The organism is Streptomyces beigongshangae, assembly GCF_019710745.1.
In the GTDB taxonomy this organism is placed as follows: domain Bacteria; phylum Actinomycetota; class Actinomycetes; order Streptomycetales; family Streptomycetaceae; genus Streptomyces; species Streptomyces beigongshangae.
Window position 1 is genome coordinate 1 of sequence record NZ_JAHKJW010000040.1, and the last position, 24,828, is coordinate 24,828.

At 71.3% G+C, this 24,828-nt stretch carries 21 protein-coding genes; 11 read left to right on the forward strand and 10 right to left on the reverse strand.

Annotated elements, in window-relative coordinates; genetic code table 11:
- Window positions 1–760: HAD family hydrolase (locus KM933_RS26885; protein ID WP_221356683.1), on the forward strand; the 760-nt coding region annotated here is incomplete at its 5' end.
- Between the two features lie 480 nt (window positions 761–1,240).
- Here KM933_RS26885 and KM933_RS26890 read toward each other — a convergent pair.
- The gene (locus tag KM933_RS26890; protein ID WP_221356685.1) at window positions 1,241–2,092 is read right to left on the reverse strand and encodes a Fic family protein; all 852 of its coding nucleotides are present in this window, start codon (window positions 2,090–2,092) and stop codon (window positions 1,241–1,243) included.
- 101 nt (window positions 2,093–2,193) lie between these two features.
- Here KM933_RS26890 and KM933_RS26895 point away from each other — a divergent pair, with 101 nt between their 5' ends.
- Complete coding sequence (locus tag KM933_RS26895) at window positions 2,194–3,174, forward strand: ATP-binding protein (RefSeq protein ID WP_221356687.1); 981 nt, start codon at window positions 2,194–2,196, stop codon at window positions 3,172–3,174.
- A gap of 243 nt (window positions 3,175–3,417) precedes the next feature.
- Here KM933_RS26895 and KM933_RS26900 read toward each other — a convergent pair whose 3' ends face one another.
- On the reverse strand, window positions 3,418–4,740 hold the full coding sequence (locus KM933_RS26900) for a polysaccharide deacetylase family protein (RefSeq protein ID WP_221356689.1): 1,323 nt from the start codon (window positions 4,738–4,740) through the stop codon (window positions 3,418–3,420).
- Between the two features lie 267 nt (window positions 4,741–5,007).
- Here KM933_RS26900 and KM933_RS26905 point away from each other — a divergent pair, with 267 nt between their 5' ends.
- From KM933_RS26905 to KM933_RS39695, 6 genes are all read left to right on the forward strand, one after another.
- Window positions 5,008–7,380 (forward strand): SulP family inorganic anion transporter, encoded by a 2,373-nt coding sequence (locus KM933_RS26905; protein ID WP_221356691.1) that lies wholly within the window; start codon window positions 5,008–5,010, stop codon window positions 7,378–7,380.
- 254 nt (window positions 7,381–7,634) lie between these two features.
- A complete protein-coding gene (acs, locus tag KM933_RS26910) occupies window positions 7,635–9,632 on the forward strand; it encodes an acetate--CoA ligase (RefSeq protein WP_221356701.1) in 1,998 nt (665 codons plus the stop codon).
- 329 nt (window positions 9,633–9,961) lie between these two features.
- On the forward strand, window positions 9,962–11,497 hold the full coding sequence (gene nhaA, locus KM933_RS26915; protein ID WP_221356703.1) for a Na+/H+ antiporter NhaA: 1,536 nt from the start codon (window positions 9,962–9,964) through the stop codon (window positions 11,495–11,497).
- A gap of 137 nt (window positions 11,498–11,634) precedes the next feature.
- Entirely contained in the window at window positions 11,635–12,123 is a 489-nt protein-coding gene (locus tag KM933_RS26920) for a phage holin family protein (protein ID WP_221356705.1), read from the forward strand.
- Entirely contained in the window at window positions 12,120–13,085 is a 966-nt protein-coding gene (locus KM933_RS26925) for an alpha/beta fold hydrolase (protein ID WP_221356707.1), read from the forward strand. Before KM933_RS26920 ends, KM933_RS26925 begins: the two co-directional genes overlap by 4 nt.
- 163 nt (window positions 13,086–13,248) lie before the next feature.
- Window positions 13,249–13,428, forward strand: coding sequence for a hypothetical protein (locus tag KM933_RS39695; protein ID WP_260334206.1), 180 nt, complete (start codon window positions 13,249–13,251; stop codon window positions 13,426–13,428).
- Between the two features lie 171 nt (window positions 13,429–13,599).
- Here KM933_RS39695 and KM933_RS26930 read toward each other — a convergent pair whose 3' ends face one another.
- The 3 genes from KM933_RS26930 to nth all read right to left on the reverse strand — a co-directional run bounded on the left by KM933_RS26930 (window position 13,600) and on the right by nth (window position 17,104).
- Complete coding sequence (locus tag KM933_RS26930) at window positions 13,600–14,799, reverse strand: MarP family serine protease (protein ID WP_221356709.1); 1,200 nt, start codon at window positions 14,797–14,799, stop codon at window positions 13,600–13,602.
- Between the two features lie 120 nt (window positions 14,800–14,919).
- On the reverse strand, window positions 14,920–15,705 hold the full coding sequence (locus KM933_RS26935; RefSeq protein WP_260334207.1) for an NUDIX hydrolase: 786 nt from the start codon (window positions 15,703–15,705) through the stop codon (window positions 14,920–14,922).
- Between the two features lie 52 nt (window positions 15,706–15,757).
- Window positions 15,758–17,104 carry an endonuclease III gene (nth, locus tag KM933_RS26940; RefSeq protein WP_308013560.1) on the reverse strand — a complete coding sequence of 449 codons (1,347 nt, stop codon included), beginning with the start codon at window positions 17,102–17,104 and terminating at the stop codon, window positions 15,758–15,760.
- 334 nt (window positions 17,105–17,438) lie between these two features.
- Between nth and KM933_RS26945 the strand changes: the two genes are divergently transcribed.
- Window positions 17,439–18,113 carry a Crp/Fnr family transcriptional regulator gene (locus KM933_RS26945; RefSeq protein WP_016642758.1) on the forward strand — a complete coding sequence of 225 codons (675 nt, stop codon included), beginning with the start codon at window positions 17,439–17,441 and terminating at the stop codon, window positions 18,111–18,113.
- A gap of 174 nt (window positions 18,114–18,287) precedes the next feature.
- Here KM933_RS26945 and KM933_RS26950 read toward each other — a convergent pair whose 3' ends face one another.
- The 4 genes from KM933_RS26950 to sp36 all read right to left on the reverse strand — a co-directional run bounded on the left by KM933_RS26950 (window position 18,288) and on the right by sp36 (window position 20,800).
- The gene (locus KM933_RS26950) at window positions 18,288–19,127 is read right to left on the reverse strand and encodes an MBL fold metallo-hydrolase (protein ID WP_221356711.1); all 840 of its coding nucleotides are present in this window, start codon (window positions 19,125–19,127) and stop codon (window positions 18,288–18,290) included.
- A complete protein-coding gene (locus KM933_RS26955; RefSeq protein ID WP_221356713.1) occupies window positions 19,124–19,993 on the reverse strand; it encodes an NUDIX hydrolase in 870 nt (289 codons plus the stop codon). The genes KM933_RS26950 and KM933_RS26955 overlap by 4 nt, the downstream gene beginning before the upstream one ends.
- A 181-nt stretch (window positions 19,994–20,174) precedes the next feature.
- The gene (locus KM933_RS26960) at window positions 20,175–20,642 is read right to left on the reverse strand and encodes a RidA family protein (protein ID WP_221356724.1); all 468 of its coding nucleotides are present in this window, start codon (window positions 20,640–20,642) and stop codon (window positions 20,175–20,177) included.
- Window positions 20,639–20,800, reverse strand: a complete 162-nt coding sequence (gene sp36, locus KM933_RS26965) for a Sp36 family protein (RefSeq protein WP_014178397.1) — start codon at window positions 20,798–20,800, stop codon at window positions 20,639–20,641. Before sp36 ends, KM933_RS26960 begins: the two co-directional genes overlap by 4 nt.
- 359 nt (window positions 20,801–21,159) lie before the next feature.
- Between sp36 and bagA the strand changes: the two genes are divergently transcribed.
- Both bagA and bagB read left to right on the forward strand, forming a co-directional pair.
- Window positions 21,160–22,137, forward strand: a complete 978-nt coding sequence (gene bagA, locus KM933_RS26970) for an ATPase BagA (protein ID WP_221356726.1) — start codon at window positions 21,160–21,162, stop codon at window positions 22,135–22,137.
- Complete coding sequence (bagB, locus tag KM933_RS26975; protein WP_221356729.1) at window positions 22,134–23,675, forward strand: ATPase BagB; 1,542 nt, start codon at window positions 22,134–22,136, stop codon at window positions 23,673–23,675. The genes bagA and bagB overlap by 4 nt, the downstream gene beginning before the upstream one ends.
- 411 nt (window positions 23,676–24,086) lie before the next feature.
- On the opposite strand, the gene wblA is transcribed toward bagB, so the two are convergent.
- The gene (gene wblA, locus KM933_RS26980; protein ID WP_055515737.1) at window positions 24,087–24,425 is read right to left on the reverse strand and encodes a transcriptional regulator WblA; all 339 of its coding nucleotides are present in this window, start codon (window positions 24,423–24,425) and stop codon (window positions 24,087–24,089) included.
- Window positions 24,426–24,828 lie beyond the last annotated feature (403 nt).

Here is a 24,828-nt window from a genome sequence, read left to right on the forward strand (position 1 = left end):
GGTCATTGCGAAGTCGAGCGCGCTCACCTTCAGCAAGTCGTTCTACCAAGGCGGCCTGATCAACCGCCGGGCGGTGTTGCGTACCGCATATGCCCAGTTCGTCTTCCTCGCGGGCGGTGCCGACCACGACCAGATGGAACGGATGCGCGAGTACCTGTCCGCGCTGTGCCGCGGCTGGAACGTCCGGCAGGTGAAGGAGATCGTCGCCGAGACCCTGCACGACCTGATCGACCCGATCATCTACGACGAGGCGGCCTCCCTCATCGAGGAGCACCACATCGCCGGACGGGACGTCGTGATCGTCTCCACGTCCGGGACCGAGGTCGTGGAGCCCATCGGTGAGCTCCTGGGCGCGGACCGGGTGGTGGCGACCCGCATGGCCGTGGGCGAGGACGGATGCTTCACCGGGGAGGTGGAGTACTACGCGTACGGCCCCACGAAGGCCGAGGCGATCAAGGAGCTGGCCGCGTCCGAGGGGTACGACCTCGCGCGCTGCTACGCGTACAGCGACTCGGCGACCGACATCCCGATGCTCGCCGCGGTTGGCCACCCGCACGCGGTGAACCCGGGCCGCACGCTGCGCCGCGAGGCGATCGCGCGCGGCTGGCCCGTCCTCGACTTCCATCACCCGGTGCGGCTGAAGCAGCGGCTGTCCGCACCACCCCGGCCCGCCGTCGTCGCGGCGGCGGCGATAGGAGCGGCGGCGGCGACGGCGGGGCTCGTCTGGTACGCCAGCCGGCGCCGCGCAATGGTGAGCTGAGCGGCCGACGCCGGCGTTGGTCCCTGACGCCGACACGACACCGGCGTCGGCGTCGTGCCGACGTCGGAGGGCGGGGCACCGCGTCCGCCGCCCCGCCCTCCGGCGCCTCGGTGCGCGCCCTTCCGGGCCGAGCGACCGATTCACTCCTTTTGGGGTAAAAGTAAAGGAGTGCAGCAAGGGCTTCCGCTTGCTCCGGTCCTGGAGTACAAAGGAATGGACGGCCCGCGAGACCCAGGACATCCGAAAGGAACACCTAACTCACGCAACAGAGGCCCCACGGACCGAGCATGAACACCGGGCACCCACGCGACGTCGACCCGTCGATTACGGGCCAGCCGCACCAGGCGACGGGCAACAGTTCCCGACCTGATGGGCAATATTCCGAGGACGCTTGGTAACCCGGTGGTCATGCCAGCGGCGGTACGGACATCCGTACCGCCGCAACCCTGTTCGGGACGGAACCGTGCGGCGTCCGGGGACCTACGCGGCGCCCCGCTGCAGCGCCTCGCACACGGCCGTCGACTCCCTGGCGCCGAGTTCGACCGCCCTGCCGCAGTGCGCGATCCAGGCCGCCATCCCCTCCGGGGTCCCGGAGGCATAACCGTCCAGAGCGGCGGCGTAGGCCGCGCGGCCGAGTTCCGCGTGGCCGACCTCGGGCGGGCAGACCGACTTGGGGTCCAGGCCGCTGCCGACGAGGACGATCCGTTCGGCCGCGCGCGCGACCAGCCCGTTGTGGGAGCCGAACGGGCGCAGCGCGAGGAGCTCACCGTGCACCACGGCGGCGGTCACCAGGGCGGGCGCCGAGCTTCCGGCGACGACCAGCCGCGCCAGGCCGTCGAGGCGTCCCGCGACCTCGGCCGCGCCGGGCAGCGGGAGGCCGATCAGCGGTGGTCCCGCCGCGTCCGCCGCCGGGGTCTCCGTGACGAGTTCCCCGTCCCCGCGCGGACGTCCGACCGCGTCCCCGTTGTCGGCGGCGGCCACCAGGTGCAGGCGCGCCAGCACCCGCAGGGGCGACTGCCGCCAGATGGAGAGGAGTTCGCCCGTCTCGGCGGTCAGCCTGAGGGCGGCGCCCACCACCCTGGCCTCGTCGTCGCCGCTGAAGTCGGTCCTGCGGCGCACCTCTTCGAGGGCCCAGTCCGCACCGGACAGCGCCGCGGAGCCGCGGGAGCCCCGCAGCGCGGCCTCACCGGTGATCTCGTTGCTGCGGCGCCGCATGACGCGGTGCCCGTAGACCCGGTCCACGGCCTTGCGCACGGACTCGACGGATTCCGCCACGCCGGGCAGCGAGCCCAGCGCCGCGAGCGGGTCGGCGTTCGCACCTGTCGTACTCATGAGTACGACCCTACGCATCCCCGGGCCGCACCCCACGAACGAGTGGTCTTCCTCACGTGGGACAGCCCTCGGACTCCGGCACACGACTACTCTTTATGAACATGAAAACTGCTTTCGTCGGGAAGGGCGGCAGTGGCAAGACCACCCTGTCCTCGCTCTTCGTCCGTCACCTCGCGACCACCGGCTCACCCGTCGTCGCGGTGGACGCCGACATCAACCAGCACCTCGGGACCGCGCTCGGCCTCACCGACGCGCAGGCCCGGCGACTGCCCGCCATGGGCGAGCACCTGGGCCTCATCAAGGACCACCTCCGCGGCTCCAACCCCCGCATCGCCTCGGCCGAGACGATGATCAAGACCACTCCGCCCGGCGAGGGCTCGCGTCTCCTGCGGGTGCGCGAGGACAACCCGGTGTACGAGGCGTGTGCGCGGCCGGTGGAGCTCGACGGCGGCACCGTCCGCCTGATGGTCACCGGCCCGTTCACCGAAGCGGACCTGGGAGTGGCCTGCTACCACTCCAAGACCGGTGCGGTGGAGCTCTGCCTGAACCACCTCGTCGACACGCGCGACGAGTACGTCGTCGTCGACATGACGGCGGGCTCGGACTCCTTCGCGTCCGGCATGTTCACCCGTTTCGACATGACGTTCCTCGTCGCCGAGCCGACCCGGAAGGGGGTCTCCGTCTACCGCCAGTACAAGGAGTACGCGCGCGACTTCGGCGTCACCCTGAAGGTCGTGGGCAACAAGGTGCAGGGCCAGGACGACATCGACTTCCTCAGGAGCGAGGTCGGCGACGACCTGCTGCTGACGTTCGGCCACTCGGACTTCGTGCGCGCCATGGAAAAGGGCCGCACGCCCCGGTTCGAGGAGCTGGAGGACGAGAACCGCCGTGCGCTGGGCGCCCTGCGGGCAGCCGTCGACGCGACCTACGAACAGCGCGACTGGGAGCGCTACACACAGCAGATGGTGCACTTCCATCTGAAGAACGCGCGGTCGTGGGGGAACGAGCGGACGGGTGCCGACCTGGCCGCGCAGGTCGACACCGCCTTCGTCCTGCGGGAGGCAGCGACCGCGACGGCCTGAGCCGGCGCACCGCCGCCCGCCCGCCGGACGGGGTGCCCGCACGCCCGCCGTGCCGTCAACCCGTGCGTCGCCGACCGGCCACGACCGACCCGTGCAGCCCGCGCGGACGCCCTGCGCGGGTGCCCGTGCAGAGCCGCACGAAGGGCACCGCGCAGGCGCCGTACGTCCCCGCGGGATATCACCAGGTACCACCCGGGCGCCGTCCAGGCGCTGCCCGGACGCCGCTCGGACACCGCCCAGGCGCTACGGCCTGACCGCCGGCGCGCCCGGTACCCCCCTCGGGGCCGGGGCGGGCCGGCCGGACAGGTACGACGCCCAGCCCCGCTTCGGGGACTTGCCCACCTTGAGCTTGCGCAGCTTGGCGAGGGTCTTCGGGTCCTGGGCATCGAGCCAGTCGGCGAGCTGCCGGAAGGACACGCAGCGCACCTCGCGCTTGGTGCAGACGCGTTCGATCGTCTCCTCGACGGCGCGCATGTACGTACCGCCGTTCCAGGACTCGAAGTGGTTGCCGATGATCAGGGGCGCGCGGTTGCCCTTGTAGGCGCGGGAGAAGCCCTTGAGGAGGCCGTCGCGCATCTGGTCGCCCCAGTACTCGTACTGGTCGGGGTCGCCCTGCGACGTGCTGCCCGACTGGTTGATCATGAAGTTGTAGTCCATGGTCAGCGTCTCGAAGCCGCGATCCGGGACCGGGACGAGCTGCATCGACAGGTCCCACAGCCCTTTCTTCTTCTTGGGCCAGACCTGGTCGTTGACGCCGCTGGTGTCGTAACGGAAGCCGAGTTCGCGCGCGGCCCGCCTGAAGTTCTTCCGCCCTTCCAGACAGGGCGTACGGGCGCCGACGAGTTCCCTGTCGTAGTCGAAGGGCAGCGGGGCGCCCTTCGTCCTGCCCGTGTTGCTCTTCCAGGACTTGACGAAGGACTTCGCCTGGGCGATCTCGTCCTTCCACTCACCGACCGACCACTCGCCCACCCCGCCCTCTCCGCAGAAGTGGCCGTTGAAGTGCGTGCCGATCTCGTTGCCCTCCAGCCAGGCGCCGCGCAACTGCTTGACCGTGCGCTTGACGCCCCGCACGTCGTTGAAGCCGATGTCGGAGCGGCCGGGCGAGTGCCGCGGCGGCCGGTACAGGTCGCGCTTGTCCTCCGGGAGCATGTAGACGCCGCTGAGGAAGTACGTCATGGTCGCCCGGTTCTTCCTGGCCACCTTGCGGAAGTGGGAGAACAGCCGCTGGCCGTCCTCGCCCGCGCCGTCCCACGAGAAGACCACGAACTGCGGCGGTCGCCGGCCGGGCTTCAGCCGCTCGGCCCGTCGCAGCCGGGGCTGAGCGCCGGTGAACGCGGTGGAGCCGTCGCCGATCAGCCGGACCCGGCTACCGGGCGCGGCACCCGCGCCCTTCCTGGCGCCGTGCGCGCCCTTGGCTCGCGCACCCTCGGTCCGCGCGCCCGCCTCGGGGCCGCCCCGTCCGCCGATCCCGCAGCCGGCGAGCGAGGCGGTGCACACAGCGGCGAGGGCGGCGCTCGTGGTGATGCCCTGCGTGATTCCCCGCGTGATTCTCCGCGTGGTGGCCATGTTCCGCCCACCTTCTTCCTTCGATCGGGACAAAACGGACGGCGAAGTCAAGATCGCAGAGGCCCGGGAAGGGAGTGGTGTGACAAGCCGACCAAGATTACTAATCACTCTCCGGAGTGAACTAGTGACCTATTTGCTCCATTTTTCCGCACACGTCCTTTACCCTCCATTACGATTCGTTTACCGAGCGTTGAGAAATCCCGCCGTTGTACGCCGTGACCCACGGCCGCCCCAAGCGACCGCGCAGCCCCGGAGGAGACGGGAACCATGCCTGCCTGCGTCCCCACCCGCACCGAAGACTCTTCGCACCCGCCCGCCGAAGGGCATCCGCACAGCCCACCCGGGTCCGACCGCTCCGGCCGCCGACCCCCGCGGCTTCCCCGGATCGCGCGCGCCGACCTGTCCGCCTCGATCGCCGTCTTCCTGATCGCCCTGCCCCTGTCCCTGGGTATCGCCCTCGCCACCGGAGCACCGCTGCAGGCGGGGCTCGTCGCCGCCGCCGCGGGCGGGCTCGTGGTCGGCCGGCTCGGCGGGGCACCGCTCCAGGTGAGCGGACCCGCCGCGGGGCTCACCGTGGTCACCGCCGACCTCATCCAGAAGTACGGATGGCGTACGACCTGCGCCATCACCGTCCTCGTCGGACTGGTCCAACTCGGCCTGGGATGCCTGCGGGTGGCGCGTTCCGCCCTCGCCGTCAGCCCCGCGATCGTGCACGGCATGCTGGCCGGCATCGGCATCACCATCGCCGTCGCCCAGCTGCACATCGTGCTGGGCGGCTCCCCGAGCAGCGCGGTCGTCGACAACGTGCGGGAACTGCCCGCCCAGCTGGCCCACCCCCAGGTGGCGGCGCTGTCGATGAGCGCCCTCACACTGACCCTCCTGCTCGTCTGGCCGCGGCTGCCCGGCCGTCTGGGAGGGATGCTGCGCACCGTCCCGGCCGCGCTCGTCGCCGTCGCCGCGGCCACCGCGACGGCGGCCCTCGCCGGACTCACCCTGCCCAAGGTCGACCTGCCGTCCTGGCGCAGCCACGCCCTGGCCGGACTGCCCGAGGGCCCGGTGCTCGGCATCGCCGCCGCCGTGCTCACCACCACGCTGGTGTGCAGTGTCCAGTCGCTCCTGGGCGCCGTCGCCGTGGACAAGCTCACGGCCAGGCGGCCTGCTCAGCAGGGGCGCTCCGACCTCGACCGCGAGCTGCTCGGGCAGGGCGCCGCCAACATCGTCTCCGGGTCGCTCGGCGGGCTCCCCGTCGCGGGCGTGGCCGTACGCAGCTCGGCGAACGTCCAGGCCGGTGCCGTCAGCCGCAACTCCACGATGCTGCACGGCGTCTGGGTGGTGCTGGCCGCGTTGCTGATGGTCCCGTTCCTGGAGCTGATCCCCCTCGCGGCGCTGGCCGCCCTGGTGATGGCCGTCGGCATCAAAATGGTCTCCCTGCACCACATCCGCACGGTCACCCGCCACCGCGAGGTGCTGGTGTACGCCGTCACCACCCTCGGCGTCGTCGTCCTCGGCGTCCTGCACGGCGTCACACTCGGCATCGCCGTGGCCGTCGGCGTCGCCCTGCACCGCCTCACGCGTACGCGGATCACCCACGAGGTGGGGCCGGACGGCGTCCATCAGGTGCAGGTGCGCGGCCAGCTGACGTTCCTCGCGGTGCCGCGCCTCAGCCGGGCGCTGCATCGGGTGCCATCGGGTGCCGAGGCGGTCGTGGAGCTGGACGGCTCCTTCATGGACCACGCGGCGTACGAATCGCTGTACGACTGGCAGAGCGCGCATGTCAACGGAGGCGGTTCCGTCGAGCTGACCGGGCGCACCGGGACGCGGCTCGCGGAACCGCACACCAAGGACGGCCGGAGGCACACCTCACCCTGCCACTGCCGGCCCTGGACCCCCTGGCGCAACCACCATTGCGAGAGCCCCGAGACACCACCGCCCGGTGGGGGCCGCAGCGGGCATCAGCTGGCCAGCGGCATCAGTTCGTTCCAGCGCAACACCGCCCCACTGGTGCGCGGCGAGCTGGCCCGGCTCGCGCGGGAGGGGCAGCGGCCCTCGCAGCTCTTCCTGACCTGTGCCGACTCCCGGCTGGTCACCTCGATGATCACCTCCAGCGGTCCCGGTGACCTCTTCGTCGTGCGCAACGTCGGCAATCTGGTGCCGCCCCCCGGGGAGGAGAGCCGCGACGACTCGGTGGCGGCCGCGATCGAGTACGCGGTCGAGGTGCTGAAAGTGCGGTCCATCACCGTGTGCGGGCACTCCGGCTGCGGGGCCATGCAGGCGCTGATGAACACCGGGGCGGGCAGTGCGCAGACGCCCCTGCAGCGGTGGCTGCGGCACGGGCTGCCCAGCGTGCAGCGGATGACCGCCGAGGACCAGCCCTGGACGCGGATCGCCGGACGCGCGCCCGCCGACGCCGTCGAGCAGCTCTGCCTCACCAATGTCGTGCAGCAACTGGAGCATCTAAGGGCGCACGACGCCGTGACGCGGGCGCTGGAGGAGGGCGCGCTCGAACTGCACGGGATGTACTTCCACGTGGGCGAGGCCCAGGCGTACCTCCTCACGGAGACAGCGTCCCCCGAGGGCGGAGAGGAGGGCGAGCTCTTCGACCGGGTCGCGGCGACGGACCTGCACGGGACACCCGCCTGAGCCCTCGCCTGAGCCATCAGCTCTCACCTGAGCCCCACCTGAGTTCTCGTCTGAGTTCTCGTCTGAGCCCTCTCCGCGCGCTCGCCCCGGCCGCGAGCCTGAACCGCTGCTCTCCCCCGTCCGTGACAACGTGTGGCCTTCCGTGCCCGCGGACAGGCCACACGCACACAGGATCCCGCACACATGATCCCGAACACAGGTCTAAACCAATTCCCGGACGACCCTTGTCACCGGGGGTCCGCGTCTGATGAGCTGTGGCCTGGGACACAACGGACACCCTGGGAAAGGGAGATGTCGTGAGCAACGAAAGCCTGGCCAACCTGCTCAAGGAAGAACGCAGGTTCGCGCCGCCCGCAGACCTGGCCGCGAACGCCAACGTCACCGCGGAGGCGTACGAGCAGGCCAAGGCTGACAGGCTCGGCTTCTGGGCCGAGCAGGCCCGTCGGCTGACCTGGGCCACCGAGCCGACCGAGACCCTGGACTGGTCGAACCCGCCGTTCGCGAAGTGGTTCAAGGACGGGCAGCTCAACGTCGCGTACAACTGCGTGGACCGGCACGTCGAGGCCGGCCACGGCGACCGCGTCGCCATCCACTTCGAGGGCGAGCCCGGTGACAGCCGCACCCTCACCTACGCCGACCTCAAGGACGAGGTCTCACGGGCCGCCAACGCCCTCACCGAGCTGGGCGTCGGGAAGGGCGACCGGGTCGCCGTGTACCTGCCGATGATCCCCGAGGCCGTCGTCGCGATGCTGGCCTGCGCCCGTATCGGCGCCGCGCACTCCGTGGTCTTCGGCGGCTTCTCCGCGGACGCCATCGCCACGCGCATCCAGGACGCCGACGCCAAGCTGGTCATCACCGCGGACGGCGGCTACCGCCGCGGCAAGCCGGCCGCGCTCAAACCGGCCGTCGACGAGGCGGTCTCCCGGGTCGACGGTGTGGACAAGGTCCTCGTGGTGCGCCGCACGGGCCAGGAGGTCGCGTGGACCGAGGGCCGCGACATCTGGTGGCACGAGATCACGCAGAAGCAGTCCGCCGAGCACACGCCCGAGGCGTTCGACGCCGAGCAGCCGCTGTTCATCCTCTACACCTCGGGGACGACGGGCAAGCCGAAGGGCATCCTGCACACCTCCGGCGGCTACCTCACCCAGACCGCGTACACGCACCACTCCGTCTTCGACCTCAAGCCGGAGACCGACGTCTACTGGTGCACGGCCGACATCGGCTGGGTGACCGGGCACTCGTACATCACGTACGGACCGCTGGCGAACGGCGCGACCCAGGTGATGTACGAGGGCACGCCCGACACCCCGCACCAGGGGCGCTTCTGGGAGATCGTCCAGAAGTACGGCGTGACGATCCTCTACACCGCCCCGACGGCCATCCGTACGTTCATGAAGTGGGGCGACGACATCCCCGCGAAGTTCGACCTGTCGAGCCTGCGGGTCCTCGGCTCCGTCGGTGAGCCGATCAACCCCGAGGCGTGGATCTGGTACCGCAAGCACATCGGCGGCGACCGCACCCCGATCGTGGACACCTGGTGGCAGACCGAGACCGGCTCGATGATGATCTCGCCGCTGCCGGGCGTGACCGACACCAAGCCGGGGTCCGCGCAGCGGGCGCTGCCGGGCATCTCGGCGACGGTCGTCGACGACGAGGCGCGGGAGGTCCCCGACGGCGGTGGCGGCTACCTGGTGCTGACCGAGCCGTGGCCGTCGATGCTGCGCACCATCTGGGGCGACGACCAGCGGTTCGTCGACACGTACTGGTCGCGTTTCGAGGGCAAGTACTTCGCGGGCGACGGCGCCAAGAAGGACGACGACGGCGACATCTGGCTGCTGGGCCGGGTGGACGACGTGATGCTCGTCTCCGGACACAACATCTCGACCACCGAGGTCGAGTCGGCGCTCGTCTCCCACCCGTCGGTCGCCGAGGCGGCCGTCGTGGGCGCGGCCGACGAGACGACCGGCCAGTCGATCGTGGCCTTCGTGATCCTGCGCGGTTCGGCGTCGGAGACCGAGACCCTCGTGGGCGAGCTGCGCGACCACGTCGGTAAGACCCTCGGCCCGATCGCCAAGCCGAAGCGGATCCTGCCGGTGGCCGAGCTGCCCAAGACCCGTTCCGGCAAGATCATGCGTCGGCTGCTGCGCGACGTCGCGGAGAACCGCCAGCTGGGTGATGTCACCACCCTCACCGACTCCACGGTGATGGACCTCATCCAGACGAAGCTCCCCGCGGCGCCCAGCGAGGACTGAGGACCGACGCGCGGCGCGCAGCACACGACGCGCGGCACACGACGCGCGGCACACGGGGAAACGGTTCCCGCAGGGGCACCCGGCAGCGAACACGCCGGGTGCCCCTGCCGCGTCCGCTCCCTGGGCGGGAAGCCCGGCCGGCCATGTCGTGGGTAAGCTGGGGAGCGCGCGTCAGCAGCGCAGCGTCAGCCGGTCGGCGCGTCACCACGTCGACCGCGGCAAATGACAAACGACCTCCGAACTCTCGGCGAGTTCGGGGATCTTCATAGGTGCGCCGGGAAGTCTGGTCGGCATGTGATCAGTCCTGCCCACCGACCGGAGGCCGCCCCGTGTCCGCGCCCACCCCTTCCCCGCCCCCCGCTCCCGGCCCGGAACACCGGTCCGCCGAGGACCGGTCCGCCAAGGACCGGTCCACCGAGCACCAGTCCACCGAGCACCAGTCCACCGAAGACAGGTCCGCCGAAGACCGTCGGTCCGCCGAGGACCGCAAGGCCCTCGGACGGCTCTCGCTTCCCGAACGCACCTCCGTCGCGGACGCGCTGCGCACCGAGACGGTCGGCGGCGTCCTCCTGCTCGTCGCCGCCGTCGCCGCGCTGATCTGGGCGAACACCCCGGTCCGGGAGAGTTACGAGTCCGTCCGGGACTTCCACTTCGGACCCGCCGCACTCGGCCTGGACCTCTCCGTCGAGCACTGGGCCGCCGACGGCCTCCTCGCGGTCTTCTTCTTCGTCGCCGGCGTGGAACTCAAGCGCGAACTGGTCGACGGCGACCTCAAGGACCCGCGGGCCGCCGTGCTCCCCGTCGTCGCCGCGCTCTGCGGGATGGCCGTGCCCGCGCTGGTCTACACCCTGGTCGGCGTCACCGGCGGCGGCTCGCTCGCCGGCTGGGCCGTACCCACCGCCACCGACATCGCCTTCGCGCTCGCCGTCCTCGCCGTCCTCGGCACCTCGCTGCCGAGCGCCCTGCGCGCCTTCCTCCTCACGCTCGCCGTCGTCGACGACCTCTTCGCCATCCTGATCATCGCGGTCTTCTTCACCGACGGCCTGGACTTCGCCGCGCTCGGCGGCGCCGCCGCCGCCCTCGCCGTCTTCTGGCTGCTGCTCAGGAAGGGCGTACGCGGCTGGTACGTGTACGTGCCGCTCGCCCTGGTCGTATGGGGCCTGATGTACAACAGCGGTGTCCACGCCACCGTCGCGGGCGTCGCGATGGGGCTGATGCTGCGCTGCACCACCCGCAGGGACGAAGGCGAGGAGCACTCGCCCGGCGAACGCGTCGCCCATCTCGTACGCCCCCTGTCGGCCGGCCTCGCCGTGCCGCTGTTCGCCCTGTTCAGCGCCGGGGTCGGGGTGTCGGGCAGCGCGCTCGGCAACGTGTTCACCCAGCCGGAGACGCTCGGGGTGGTGCTCGGTCTCGTCGTCGGCAAGACCGTCGGGGTCTTCGGCGGTACGTGGCTGGCGGTCCGCTTCACACGGGCGTCGCTCTCCGACGACCTCGCCTGGCCGGACGTCTTCGCGGTGGCCTCGCTCGCGGGCATCGGCTTCACCGTGTCGCTGCTCATCGGCGAGCTCGCCTTCACGGACGACCCGTCGCTCACCGACGGGGTCAAGGCCGCCGTGCTGACGGGCTCCCTGATCGCGACCGTCCTGTCGGGCGTGCTGCTGAAGGTGCGCAACACCAGGTACCGCAGGCTGTGGGAGACCGAGGAGCGCGACGAGGACCACTCCGGGGTCCCCGACGTGTACGAGCAGGACGACCCCGGCTACCACCTGCGCATGGCCGAGATCTACGAGCGCAAGGCCGCCGAACACCGAAGGCTTGCCGAAGTGACGGGCGGGGCAGGCGAGGAGCACGACGGTCCGGCATGATCTGACACACACGGTCCGAAACGTACGGCCCGGCGGGGCAGCACAAACGCACTGCACCGACCGACAACACGGACCGGCAGCACAGACCGACAGCACAGACGACAAGACAACGGCGACAAGACAACAGGGAGAACGCGATGAGCGCACCCGACGGCAGCCCGGTCGGCGCCGAACGCAGCATCGGCCAGCTGGTCGCCTCGGCGACGACCGAGATGTCCGCGCTGGTGCATGACGAGATCGCACTGGCGAAGGCGCAGCTCAAGCATGACGTCAAGCGCGGAGCGGTGGGCGGCGGCGCGTTCAGCGCGGCCGGCGCGGTACTGATCTTCTCCCTGCCGATGCTGAGCTTCGCCCTGGCGTACGGCATCCGCACCTGGAGCGACTGGAACCTGGCCGTCTGCTTCCTGCTGTCCTTCGCCGCGAACGTGCTGGTCGCCGCGGCGCTCGCGCTGCTCGGCGTGGTCTTCGCGAAGAAGGCCAAGAAGGGGAAGGGCCCCCAGAAGACCGCGGCCTCGGTCAAGGAATCGGCAGCCGTACTGCAGAACGTGAAGCCGCACCCCCGCCAGGTGACCTCCGCGGACCGGGTCGGTGACGGAATCGAGGTTGTGGCACGCTCGTCCTCATGACGGGCTCCTCCACCCCTGCGGGGCAGGCACCACCGGCTCAACCCACCTCTGTCGTACGGCTCGACGTGCCCGGTGCGAAAGAGGTGATCCACCGGGACGTCGCCGCGAACGGCGCGCGCTTCCACATCGCGGAGATGGGTGAGGGGCCGCTGGTCCTGCTGTTGCACGGTTTCCCGCAGTTCTGGTGGGCCTGGCGGCATCAGCTGGTGGCGCTCTCCGAGGCGGGCTTCCGCGCGGTCGCGATGGATCTGCGGGGCGTCGGCGGCAGCGACCGCACCCCGCGCGGCTACGACCCCGCGAACCTGGCGCTCGACATCACCGGGGTCGTACGGTCCCTCGGGGAGCCCGACGCCGCGCTCGTCGGCCATGACCTCGGCGGCTATCTGGCGTGGACGGCCGCCGTGATGCGCCCCAAGCTGGTGCGCCGGCTCGCCGTCTCCTCGATGCCCCATCCCCGGCGCTGGCGTTCGGCGATGCTCTCGGACATGAAGCAGACCGCCGCCGGTTCGTACGTCTGGGGCTTCCAGCGGCCCTGGCTCCCGGAGCGCCGGCTGATCGCCGACGGGGGCGCCCTGGTCGGCCGGCTCATCCGGGACTGGTCGGGGCCGCAGCTGCCGGACGACGACGTCGTGGAGACGTACCGGCGGGCGATGCTCATCCCCTCGACCGCGCACTGCGCGGTCGAGCCCTACCGGTGGATGGTGCGTTCGATGGCCCGCCCCGACGGCATCCAGTTCAACCGGCGCATGAAGCGGCCGGTGCGGGTGCCGACGCTGCATCTGCACGGTTCGCTCGACCCGGTGATGCGTACGCGGAGCGCGGCGGGCTCCGGGGAGTACGTCGAAGCGCCGTATCGCTGGCGGCTGTTCGACGGGCTCGGGCACTTCCCGCACGAGGAGGACCCGGCGGCGTTCTCCACCGAACTGGTGAACTGGCTGAAGGACCCCGAGCCGGACCGCTGAGACACGCACCGCAGGTCCGACGGGTGCTCGCAGGGCCTGTCGCACCGTGCGCCACACACGTCCCAGGAACGCCTGTTCCACGGCCGCCAATTGCCCGCCGCATACGCCAATTGAGGAGCGTGAGGGCGGTTATCGACCTTGGGGCGGGGGCAGACGTCGGGGTATGGGCTGGACGCACGACTACAGTGACGTAGCACGCAACCGCCGCTCGATCGGCGGGCTGATCTCCCATCAGAGGGGTGCCCCGCAGATGCAGGGCGCCGATCCTCGACTGGGGATCCCGCGTATTCTGAGGCGCCGGGCCCGCTGGGTCTCGGCCCGCCTGCGTCATCCCCGCGGCTGAGCCGCCGGGAAACCTTCATCCGCGTGACCCTGGCGGCCGGCGTCCTGCCGGGCCCGTCCGCCGGGTCCTTCCGCGGGCCCTTCCGCTCCGAGGTTTTCCACTCCGGGGTCTTCCACTCCGGGGTCTTCCACCCGCTCCAAGACCTGCTGGTTCAGGTCCTGTCGGTTCGGGCTAGAGCGCGCAGCTGTCGCTGTCCACCTGCTGGTTGGCGCTGCGGCCCTCGACGATGTCCTCCCGGACCTCCTCCACGGTGAGCGCGTACCCCGTGTCGGGGTCGTCGAGGGACTTCGCGAACACCACGCCGTACACCTCGCCGTCCGGGGTGAGCAGCGGGCCGCCGGAGTTGCCCTGACGCACCGTCGCGAAGAGCGAGTACACCCCCCGCCGCACGGTGCCCCGGTGGTAGATGTCCGGACCGTTGGCGGTGATGGGGCCGCGCACGCGCGCCGCGTTGACCGTGTACGAGCCGTTCTCCGGGAAGCCCGCGACGATCGCGCCGTCCCCCGCGGCCGCCTCGCGGGAGGCGAACCGCAGGACGGGCGCCCGCAGTTCCGGCACGTCGAGCACGGCGATGTCGCGCTCCCAGTCGTAGAGCACGACCTTCGCGGCGTACCGCCTGCCCTCGCCGCCTATCTGTACGTACGGCTCGTCCACGCCGCCCACCACGTGGGCGTTGGTCATCACGCGGCGCTGGCCGAAGACGAAACCGGTGCCTTCGAGGACCTTGCCGCAACTCTGGGCGGTACCGGTGACCTTGACGATCGAGCGCTGGGCCCGGACCGCGACCCGACTGGACGCGAGGGCCGGGTCGGGCGGGTCCACCTCGTTGATCTGCTCGTCCGAGAAAGGGCTGAAGACCTGCGGGAAGCCGTTCTGGGCGAGGACCGACGAGAAGTCGTCGAACCAGGTGTTGGCCTGGTCGGGCAGCGTGCCCGCCACCCCGTGCAGCACCTTGGACTCGCGGACCTCCCTGCCGAGCGTCGGCAGTGTCGTACCGGCGAGGGCCGAACCGATCAGCCAGGCGACCAGGAGCATCGCCACGACGTTGACGAGGGCGCCGCCCGTGGCGTCCAGGGCGCGCGCCGGCGACCAGGTGATGTACCGGCGCAGTTTGTTGCCGAGGTGGGTGGTGAGGGCCTGGCCGATCGAGGCACAGACGATCACCACGACCACGGCGACGACGGCGGCGGTCGTACTCACCTTCGCGCCGTCGGTCACCGCGTCCCAGACGACGGGCAGGAGGTAGACGGCGACGAGGCCGCCGCCCAGGAACCCGGTCACCGACAGGATGCCGACGACGAACCCCTGGCGATAGCCCACGATCGCGAACCACACGGCGGCGACCACCAACAGGATGTCCAGCACGTTCACTGCTTCGAGCCTCGCCTCGTCACTTTGCGGTAGCCACGTCCTGGCCGGGGGTGCGGCCCGCCGCACGGCGGCAGGGGGGCACGGGACCTCCCGGGAAGACACGGCGCAGGTGCCACCCTGTCATGCGCGCCAGTCGAGCGGGACCTGCCTGTCGCGGTCCCAGGGACGCTCCCAGCCGGCGTAGTGGAGCAGGCGGTCGATGATGCCGGCCGTGAAGCCCCACACCAGGGCGGATTCGACCAGGAATGCCGGACCCCGGTGACCCATGGGGTGGACCGCGGTCGCGCGGTTGGCGGAATCCGTGAGATCCGCCACGGGAACGGTGAAGACCCGCGCGGTCTCGTTCGGGTCGACCGCGCCGACCGGGGTCGGCTCGCGCCACCAGCCGAGGACCGGGGTGACCACGAAGTGGCTCACCGGGATGTAGAGCTTCGGGAGCACGCCGAAGAGCTGGACACCGCGGGGGTCGAGTCCGGTCTCCTCCTCGGCCTCGCGGAGCGCGGCCCGCAGCGGTCCGTCGTCCGCCGGGTCGCCGTCCTCCGGGTCGAGGGCGCCGCCCGGGAACGACGGCTGCCCCGCGTGCGATCTGAGCGAGGTGGCGCGCTCCATGAGCAGCAGCTCGGGGCCGCGCTCGCCCTCGCCGAAGAGGACCAGCACGGCCGACTGGCGTCCCGTGCCGTCCTCGGGCGGCAGGAAGCGGCTCAGCTGGCGGGGGCGGACCGTCTCGACGGCGCGCACCACCGGGTCCAGCCAGCCGGGCAGCCCGACCGTGCTCAGGACCGGGCCGTCCTGCGGCGTGCCGCGCCTGCCGTCTGCGGCGCACCCGTCCTTTATGTCGTACTCATCCTGTATGTCGTACTCGCCTTGCGTCTCGTACCTGTCGTGCGTGTGGCTCGCGCGCGTCATCGCCACCCCCGTTCTGCTGCTCTCAACGCCCCCGGTGCCGAGGATCGTTCCGTCATACCGTGCCCTGTGCGGGTGAACCGGGGGCGGGTGCATCGGGGGCGGGTGCATCGGGGGCGGTCGCTCCGAGCGGCGGGGCGGGGATGCCGCCGGCGTCCAGGTATGCCTGCGGGGGGTTGAGGCGCTGGCCGGGGAAGCCGCCCTTCTCGTACTTCAGGAGCTTCTTCGCCTTCTCCGGGTCGGTCTCGCCCTCTCCGTACGCCGGGCAGAGCGGAGCGATGGGGCAGGCGCCGCAGGCGGGTTTGCGGGCGTGGCAGATACGGCGGCCGTGGAAGATCACATGGTGCGACAGCATCGTCCAGTCGCTCTTCGGGAAGAGCTCGCCGATGGCCGGCTCGATCTTCTCCGGCTCCTTCTCGGTGGTCCACTGCCAGCGCCGTACGAGCCGCTGGAAGTGGGTGTCCACGGTGATGCCGGGGCGGCCGAAGGCGTTGCCGAGGACCACGAAGGCGGTCTTGCGGCCGACGCCGGGCAGCTTGACGAGGTCTTCGAGGCGACCGGGGACCTCGCCGCCGAAGTCGTCCCGCAGCGCCTTCGAGAGGCCCATGACCGACTTGGTCTTGGCCCGGAAGAAGCCCGTGGGCCGGAGGATCTCCTCGACCTCCTCCGGGTCCGCCGCCGCCAGGTCCTCGGGCGTGGGGTACTTCGCGAAGAGCGCCGGTGTCGTCTGGTTCACCCTCAGGTCGGTCGTCTGCGCCGACAGGACGGTGGCGACCACGAGCTGGAAGGGGTTCTCGAAGTCCAGCTCCGGGTGGGCGTACGGGTACACCTCGGCGAGTTCACGATTGATGCGGCGCGCCCGCCGGACGAGAGCGGTACGGGACTCGTTCCGGGACGGCCCGGCGGGGACGACACGGGCGGGAGCCGCCTTGCCGTCGGTTCCGCCTTTCCTGGCGGATGCGGTCTTCTTTACGGACGCAGCCTTCTTCGCGGGTGCGGACTTCTTCGCGGACGCGGACTTCTCGGCGGACGCCGTCTGCTCGGCGGACGCCGTCTGCTCGGCGGACGCGGACTTCTTGGCAGGCACTGCTCTCCTGGCGGACACGGCCTGCACGGCAGGCGCGGACTTCTCGGTCGTCGCAGGTTCCGCGGCAACCGCGGCCTTCCCGGCCTGCGCCCCGGACGGCGCGGACTTCCCGGGTGCCCCGGCTCTCCCGGTCGGCACAGCCTTCTTCGCGGGCGCCTTCCCCGACGCACCCTCCGTAGTCCCGGGCGCGCCCTTCTTGGCAGTCCGCTTCGCGGCGGCGGCCTTCTTGGCGACCGCCGCCTTCTTCGCCGCCGCGGCCATCTCCGAGGCGGCGGCCCCCGCCGCGGCCCCGGCCGCTCCGGCCGCGCTCCTCACCCGACCCGGCCCTGCCGCTTTTGTCGTGTTCTTCGCTCCACCGGAGTCCTGTTCGCCCACAGCGGAATCGCGACGTACACCCACCCGCCCAGCCCCCTTGGCCTGTGCTCTCACCGGCGATTTGGACACCCGGCCAGCCTAGAGCCCGGCGCCGACATCCGCCCGGGCCACCGGAGATCGGCCCCCAATTGGCCCCCTGCCGCACTGCCCGACACGCCCGTGCGGCAGACTTGTGACTGATCACACTGTGTGGACCGTCCGGCAAAACGGGGAACACGGTCCCCTGATACACCGGGTACAAGATCCCCTGAGCAGGTCGACAAGGAGAGAACTCGTGGACGACGTTCTGCGGCGCGCCCCGCTCTTCGCGGCGCTCGATGACGAGCAGGCCGCGGAGCTCCGCGCCTCCATGAGTGAGGTGACCCTCGCACGCGGCGACGCGCTCTTTCACGAAGGCGACCCCGGAGACCGGCTGTACGTGGTCACCGAGGGCAAGGTGAAGCTCCACCGCACATCCCCCGACGGCCGCGAGAACATGCTGGCGGTGCTGGGTCCCGGCGAGCTCATCGGTGAGCTGTCGCTGTTCGACCCGGGCCCGCGCACGGCTACGGCCTCCGCGCTGACCGAGGTGAAGCTGCTGGGCCTCGGCCACGGCGACCTCCAGCCCTGGCTGAACGCGCGGCCCGAGGTGGCCGCCGCCCTGCTGCGTGCCGTCGCCCGCCGACTGCGCAAGACCAACGACCAGATGTCCGACCTGGTCTTCTCCGATGTGCCGGGCCGGGTGGCCCGCGCGCTCCTGGACCTGTCGCGCCGCTTCGGCGTGCAGTCCGAGGAGGGCATCCACGTCGTGCACGACCTGACCCAGGAGGAACTGGCCCAGCTGGTCGGTGCCTCCCGCGAGACGGTCAACAAGGCGCTCGCGGACTTCGCGGGCCGCGGCTGGCTCCGGCTGGAGGCCCGCGCGGTGATCCTGCTGGACGTGGAACGCCTGGCGAAGCGCTCGCGCTAGCTGTCACGGTCACCGCCGTGTCGGCCGTACTACCTCACGGCCTTTCACCGACCCCACCGACCCCACCGAGGGGCCCTGCCGCAGCTGTGGCAGGGCCCCTCGGCGTCGTACGTCTCGGTGACGTACGCCCAAGTGGCGTGCGCCCCGGTGACGTGCGCCCCAGTCGTGTGCCTCTCACTCCCGTCCGATGAGCCCGTGCTCCCGGAGGTAGTCCAGCTGGGCCCGTACCGACAGTTCCGCCGCCGGCCACAGGGAGCGGTCGACGTCCGCGTATACGTGGGCGACCACCTGGGACGGGGACGTGTAACCGTCCTCGACGGCCGTCTCCACCTGGGCGAGGCGGTGGGCGCGGTGGGCGAGGTAGAACTCGACGACTCCCTGGGCGTCCTCCAGGACCGGTCCGTGGCCCGGCAGGACCGTGTGGACGCCGTCGTCGACCGTCAGGGACCTGAGCCGCCGCAGGGAGTCCAGGTAGTCGCCCAGGCGCCCGTCGGGATGGGCCACCACCGTGGTGCCGCGGCCCAGGACGGTGTCGCCGGTCAGCACGGCGCCGTCGGCGGGCAGGTGGAAGCAGAGCGAGTCGGCGGTGTGGCCGGGCGTCGGTACGACCCGCAGCTCCAGGCCGCCCGTGGTGACGACGTTCCCGGCGGCCAGGCCCTCGTCGCCCAGCCGCAGCGCCGGATCGAGCGCCCGCACCTTCGTGCCCGTCAGCTCCGCGAACCGTGCGGCGCCCTCGGCGTGGTCCGGGTGCCCGTGTGTCAGAAGGGTCAGGGCGACCCGCTTGCCGGCCCTCTCGGCGGTGTCGACGACGTTCCGCAGGTGTACGTCGTCCAGGGGTCCCGGATCGATCACCACCGCGAGTGCGGAGTCGGGCTCGGCCACGATCCAGGTGTTGGTGCCGTCCAGGGTCATCGCGGACGCGTTGGGGGCGAGGACGTTGACGGCACGCGGGGTGGCGGGGCCGGAGAGCACCCCGCCGCGTGGCTGGCCGGGAAGGGCTGCGGCGTCGGTCATGCGGAGGCTCCACCGGTCGGGATGTGTTTGGTGAACTCGTCGTGGCCCGGCCAGCTGAGCACCAGCTCACCGTCGACCAGCCGGGCCCGGGCCAGGACGGGTGTCAGGTCCCGCGCGGACGCGGCAGCGAGGGCCTTCGCGGCGGTCCCGTACGCGCCGATCTGGCGCAGGGTGGCGATGGTGGGCGGCATCATCAGGAGCTCGCCCCTGTCGTAGCCGTCCAGCGCGTCCGCGGGGCGGATCCAGACGGTGCGGTCGGCCTCCGTGGAGGCGTTGCGGGTGCGCTGGCCCGCCGGGAGGGCGGCCACGAAGAACCAGGTGTCGTAGCGGCGCGGCTCGAACTCCGGGGTTATCCAGCGCGTCCAGGCACCCAGCAGGTCGGAGCGCAGGACCAGTCCTCTGCGGTCGAGGAACTCGGCGAAGGAGAGGTCACGGGCGACCAGGGCGGCCCGGTCGGCCTCCCAGTCGTCCCCGCTGGTGTCGCCGACCACGGTGTCCGGGGCCGGCCCCGCGAGCAGGACACCCGCCTCCTCGTACGTCTCACGGACCGCCGCGCAGACGATCGCCTGGGCGGCGGTCTCGTCGACCCCGAGCCGGGACGCCCACCACGCGCGCGTGGGGCCCGCCCAGCGGACGTGCCGGTCGTCGTCCCGCGGGTCCACACCGCCGCCGGGGTACGCGTACGCGCCTCCGGCGAAGGCCATGGAGGCACGCCTGCGCAGCATGTGCACGGCGGGGGCCGAGTCGGTGTCCTTGAGCAGCATGACGGTGGCCGCCCTCCTGGGGACGACCGGTGTGAGCGTGCCCTGCGCGAGTGCGCGGATCCTCTCGGGCCACTCCGGGGGGTACCACTGACCGTTCGCCATGGCCGGAGGCTATCCCGGAGTGCGCTGATGTTCGAGAGGCAACCACCGCTCCCCGGGAGGGCCCGTATGTGCGCGCCGGCGCCCGAACGCACGCCAGAACCCGGGACGGCACCCGAACGCGTGCCGGGACCCGAATGTCCGCCTGCGTCCGAGACAGCACGCAGAAGCAGGGCGGTCCCGCCTACGCCTCCGTCAGCTCCACCTGGATCTCGACCTCCACGGGTGCGTCGAGCGGCAGGACCGCCACGCCGACCGCGCTGCGCGCGTGCACGCCCTTGTCGCCGAGGACCTCGCCCAGCAGCTCGCTCGCGCCGTTCAGGACGGCGGGCTGGCCGGTGAAGTCGGCGGCCGAGGCGACGAACCCGACGACCTTCACCACGCGCGCGACGCGGTCGAGGTCACCCGCGACCGACTTGACCGCCGCGAGGGCGTTCAGCGCGCAGGTGCGGGCCAGTTCCTTGGCCTCCTCGGGCGTCACCTCCGCGCCCACCTTGCCGGTGACCGGGAGCTTGCCGTCCACCATCGGGAGCTGGCCCGCCGTGTACACGTACACGCCCGAACGCACCGCGGGCTGGTACGCGGCCAGCGGGGGCACGACGTCCGGCAGGGTCAGTCCCAGTTCGGCCAGTTTCGCCTCGACGGCGCTCACGCGGCCTTCTCCCGCTTCAAGTAGGCGACGAGCTGCTCGGGGTTGTTCGGCCCGGGCACGACCTGGACGAGCTCCCAGCCGTCCTCGCCCCAGGTGTCCAGAATCTGCTTCGTGGCGTGGACGAGCAGAGGCACGGTTGCGTATTCCCACTTGGTCATGGGGGCGACTGTATCCGCTGGCACCGCACGCCCTCCTCACAGCCCGTGCAGCCCGTGCAGCCCGCGCAGCCCGCGCACGGGTTCGCCGTACGTCTCCGGCCGGTGACCGCACCGGTGACCGGGTGGACGGCCGGAGCGATGACCGGGCGGACGGCTGAGCCGGTGACCGGGCCCGGGGCCGGGGCCGGGGTGGTGACCGGGCCCGAGGCCGGGGTGGTGACCGGGCGGGGCGTCTCCTGGGCACCCGTATGCGAGGCAGGGCCGAGGGCCCCGGGGCCCGGGACCGGGAGATCGGGGCCGGGGCCCGCAACCCCACCCACGGCCACCGTGACATCCGGTGAGGAATTAGGCTCGAAGACGTGAGCAGGCTTCAGGTCGTCAGCGGCAAGGGCGGTACCGGAAAGACCACGGTCGCCGCAGCACTCGCGCTCGCCCTCGCGACCGAGGGCAGGCGCACCCTTCTGGTCGAGGTCGAGGGCAGACAGGGCATCGCGCAGCTCTTCGGGACGGAGGCGCTGCCCTACGAGGAGCGGAAGATCGCCGTCGCCCCCGGGGGCGGGGAGGTGTACGCCCTCGCCATCGACCCCGAGCTGGCCCTTCTGGACTACCTCCAGATGTTCTACAAGCTCGGCGGCGCCGGCCGCGCCCTGAAGAAACTGGGCGCCATCGACTTCGCGACCACCATCGCGCCCGGCCTGCGGGACGTGCTCCTGACGGGCAAGGCGTGCGAGGCCGTACGCCGCAAGGACAAGCGCGGGCGGTTCACGTACGACTTCGTCGTGATGGACGCCCCGCCGACCGGGCGGGTCACCCGCTTCCTGAACGTGAACGACGAGGTGGCGGGGCTCGCCAGGATAGGCCCGATCCACAACCAGGCGCAGGCCGTCATGCGGGTGCTGAAGTCCCCGGAGACCGCCGTGCACCTGGTGACGCTCCTGGAGGAGATGCCCGTCCAGGAGACCGCCGACGGCATCGCGGAGCTGCGTGCCGCGCGGCTGCCGGTGGGACGGACCATCGTGAACATGGTGCGGCCCGCGATCCTCGACGAGGCCGACCTGGAGCTCACACGCGAGGCACCGCGCACGGCCGTCGCCAGGTCGCTGTCGGCCGCCGGACTCGGCGGCGCACGCCGCGGCGGGGTCGCCGAGCGCCTGGTGGAGCCGCTGCTGGAGCAGGCGCACGAGTACGCCGAGCGGTACGCGCTGGAGCGCGAGCAGCGGGCCGTCCTGCAGGACCTGGACCTGCCGCTGCACGAACTCCCGCTGCTCGCCGAGGGAATGGACCTCGCGGGCCTGTACGAACTCGCCACGGAACTGCGTCAGCAAGGGATCTCATGAGCCAGGACCCGGCCCGCGCAAACGATTCTGCCCCCGCGGACGATTCTGCCCCCGCGGATGACTCCGCTCACGTGGACGGCCCTGTCCACGCAGACGACCCTGTCCGCACGGACGGACCCGCCCGCGCGCGGGACTCCCTCCTGGGTGTCGACACCTTGCTCGACGACCCGGGGACCCGCATCGTGGTCTGCTGCGGTTCGGGCGGCGTCGGCAAGACCACCACCGCGGCGGCCCTGGGGCTGCGCGCCGCCGAACGCGGCCGCAAGGTGGTCGTCCTCACGATCGACCCGGCGCGCAGGCTCGCCCAGTCGATGGGCATCGACGCGCTCGACAACACCCCGCGCCGGGTGAAGGGCATCGACGACTCCGCGGGCGGTGAGCTGCACGCGATGATGCTCGACATGAAGCGCACCTTCGACGAGATCGTCGAGGCGCACGCCGACCGCGAGCGGGCGGCCGCGATCCTGGCCAACCCCTTCTACCAGTCGCTCTCGGCGGGCTTCGCGGGCACGCAGGAGTACATGGCGATGGAGAAGCTGGGGCAGCTGCGGGCCCGCGACGAGTGGGACCTCATCGTCGTCGACACGCCGCCCTCGCGCTCGGCCCTGGACTTCCTGGACGCCCCCAAGCGGCTCGGCTCGTTCCTGGACGGCAAGCTGATCCGGCTGCTGACCGCGCCGGCCAAGCTGGGCGGCCGGGCCGGGATGAAGTTCCTGAACGTCGGGATGTCGATGATGACCGGCACCCTCGGCAAGCTGCTGGGCGGCCAGCTCCTCAAGGACGTGCAGACGTTCGTGGCTGCCATGGACACCACCTTCGGCGGTTTCCGCACCCGCGCGGACGCCACGTACAAGCTGCTCCAGGCGCCGGGGACGGCGTTCCTGGTCGTCGCGGTCCCGGAGCGGGACGCGCTGCGCGAGGCGGCGTACTTCGTGGAACGGCTGGCCGCGGAGGACATGCCGCTCGCCGGGCTCGTACTGAACCGGGTCCACGGCAGCGGCGCCACCCAGCTGTCCGCCGAACGTGCGATCACCGCCGCGGAAAATCTTGAACAGGCCCGCATTGTGGATCAGGTGGACGGGAAAGCTGGACTTCGTAACTCTCCCGATCCGCACGGCAGTTCAGAAGCCTCTGCTTCAGAATCGCCCGCTTCAGAACTGTTTGCTCCGAAGTCGCCCGCTCCGGAGCCGTTCGATCCGGATTCACCCGCTTCAGAAACGCCCGCCACCGAGACCGACGCCCCCGAGGCTCCCGTATCCGACGCAGGCTCCCCCGCCGCGGACCGGACCGGTACCGACGGAGCCGGGCCGGACGACCACCACGCCGACCACCGCACCGTCGAACAGCTCACCGCAGGTCTGCTGAGGCTGCACGCCGAGCGCATGCGGCTGCTCTCCCGCGAGCAGCGCACGCGCGACCGCTTCGCCGCGCTCCACCCCGAGGTGGCGGTGGCGGAAGTGGCGGCGCTGCCCGGCGACGTGCACGACCTCACCGGGTTGCGGGACATCGGGGACCGGCTCGCGGCCGGAGGTTCCTGAGCCTCGCGGATTCCTGAGCCTCACGGGATCGCTGGGGCCGTGGTGGCCGGCGTGCGGCGCCGCACGCCACGCGGGCACACGTCAGGTACGCCACGCGGATCGACGCACAGCGCATGGGCGGCGCACAGCGCATGGGCGGCGCACAGCGCATGGGCGGCGTACGCGCTCCTATCGCGTACGCCGTCGTACAGGGGTCACGTGGACATCACTCGTACCTCCGAGGACGCCACTCGCACCCCTGGCACGCACCTCCGGCGCAGACGGAGTCGTTGCCGCGGCGCAGACGGAGCCGCTGCGGGCCCGCCCGCGGGCCTGCCCCCAAGTCCGCCGCGTGCGCGAAAGCCCGACGCAAAAGCCTGGCGCCGAAGCCCGGCGCGAAGGCCCGGCACTGAACCCGGCGCGAAGGCCCGGTCAGCCGACCGCTGCGTAGTTCTCGTACACCTCTTCCTCGTCGAGGGGCAGTATTCCCGCCCCCCGCTCGTACTCGGTACGCGCTGTCTCGAGCAGCCTGCGCCAAGAGGTGACGGTCGGCCGCCTACGCAGCAGTGCGCGGCGCTCCCGCTCCGTCATTCCTCCCCACACGCCGAACTCGACACGGTTGTCCAGCGCGTCGGCCAGGCACTCCGTGCGCACCGGACATCCGGTGCACACCGCCTTGGCCCTGTTCTGCGCTGCTCCCTGCACGAACAGTTCATCCGGATCGGTAGTGCGGCAGGCCGCCTGCGCACTCCAGTCGGTTACCCAGCCCATACCGGCGCCGTCCTCTCCCGAATCGAGGCTCCCCCACGGCGGCAGCGGCATATTCACCGCCGCCAGTTGAGGACGTTACGGAAGGTGGGCACAGTCAACCAGCCCCTTCGGGCCCAATCTTGAATGGCCCGAATGGACTATGGGTACGCGACAGATCACCCAACGGAGTGACCCGACGACATACGTGACCTTCCCGGCAAACCGGGGCGTTTCAGTTGCGTCACAACGGACGCCGGATGACACACAAGGCGTATTCGGACACGCGCTCGGCAAAAAAGTCGAGCGAGGTCCGAAACGATTCGGGGTCGCCGGACGTATTGATACGTAGCCCTACTGCTGTGACAGTTGAGAGCAGCTTAGGCCAATGCCTTACGCGTGTCCGGCGAATGAGAACGTAGGCTGC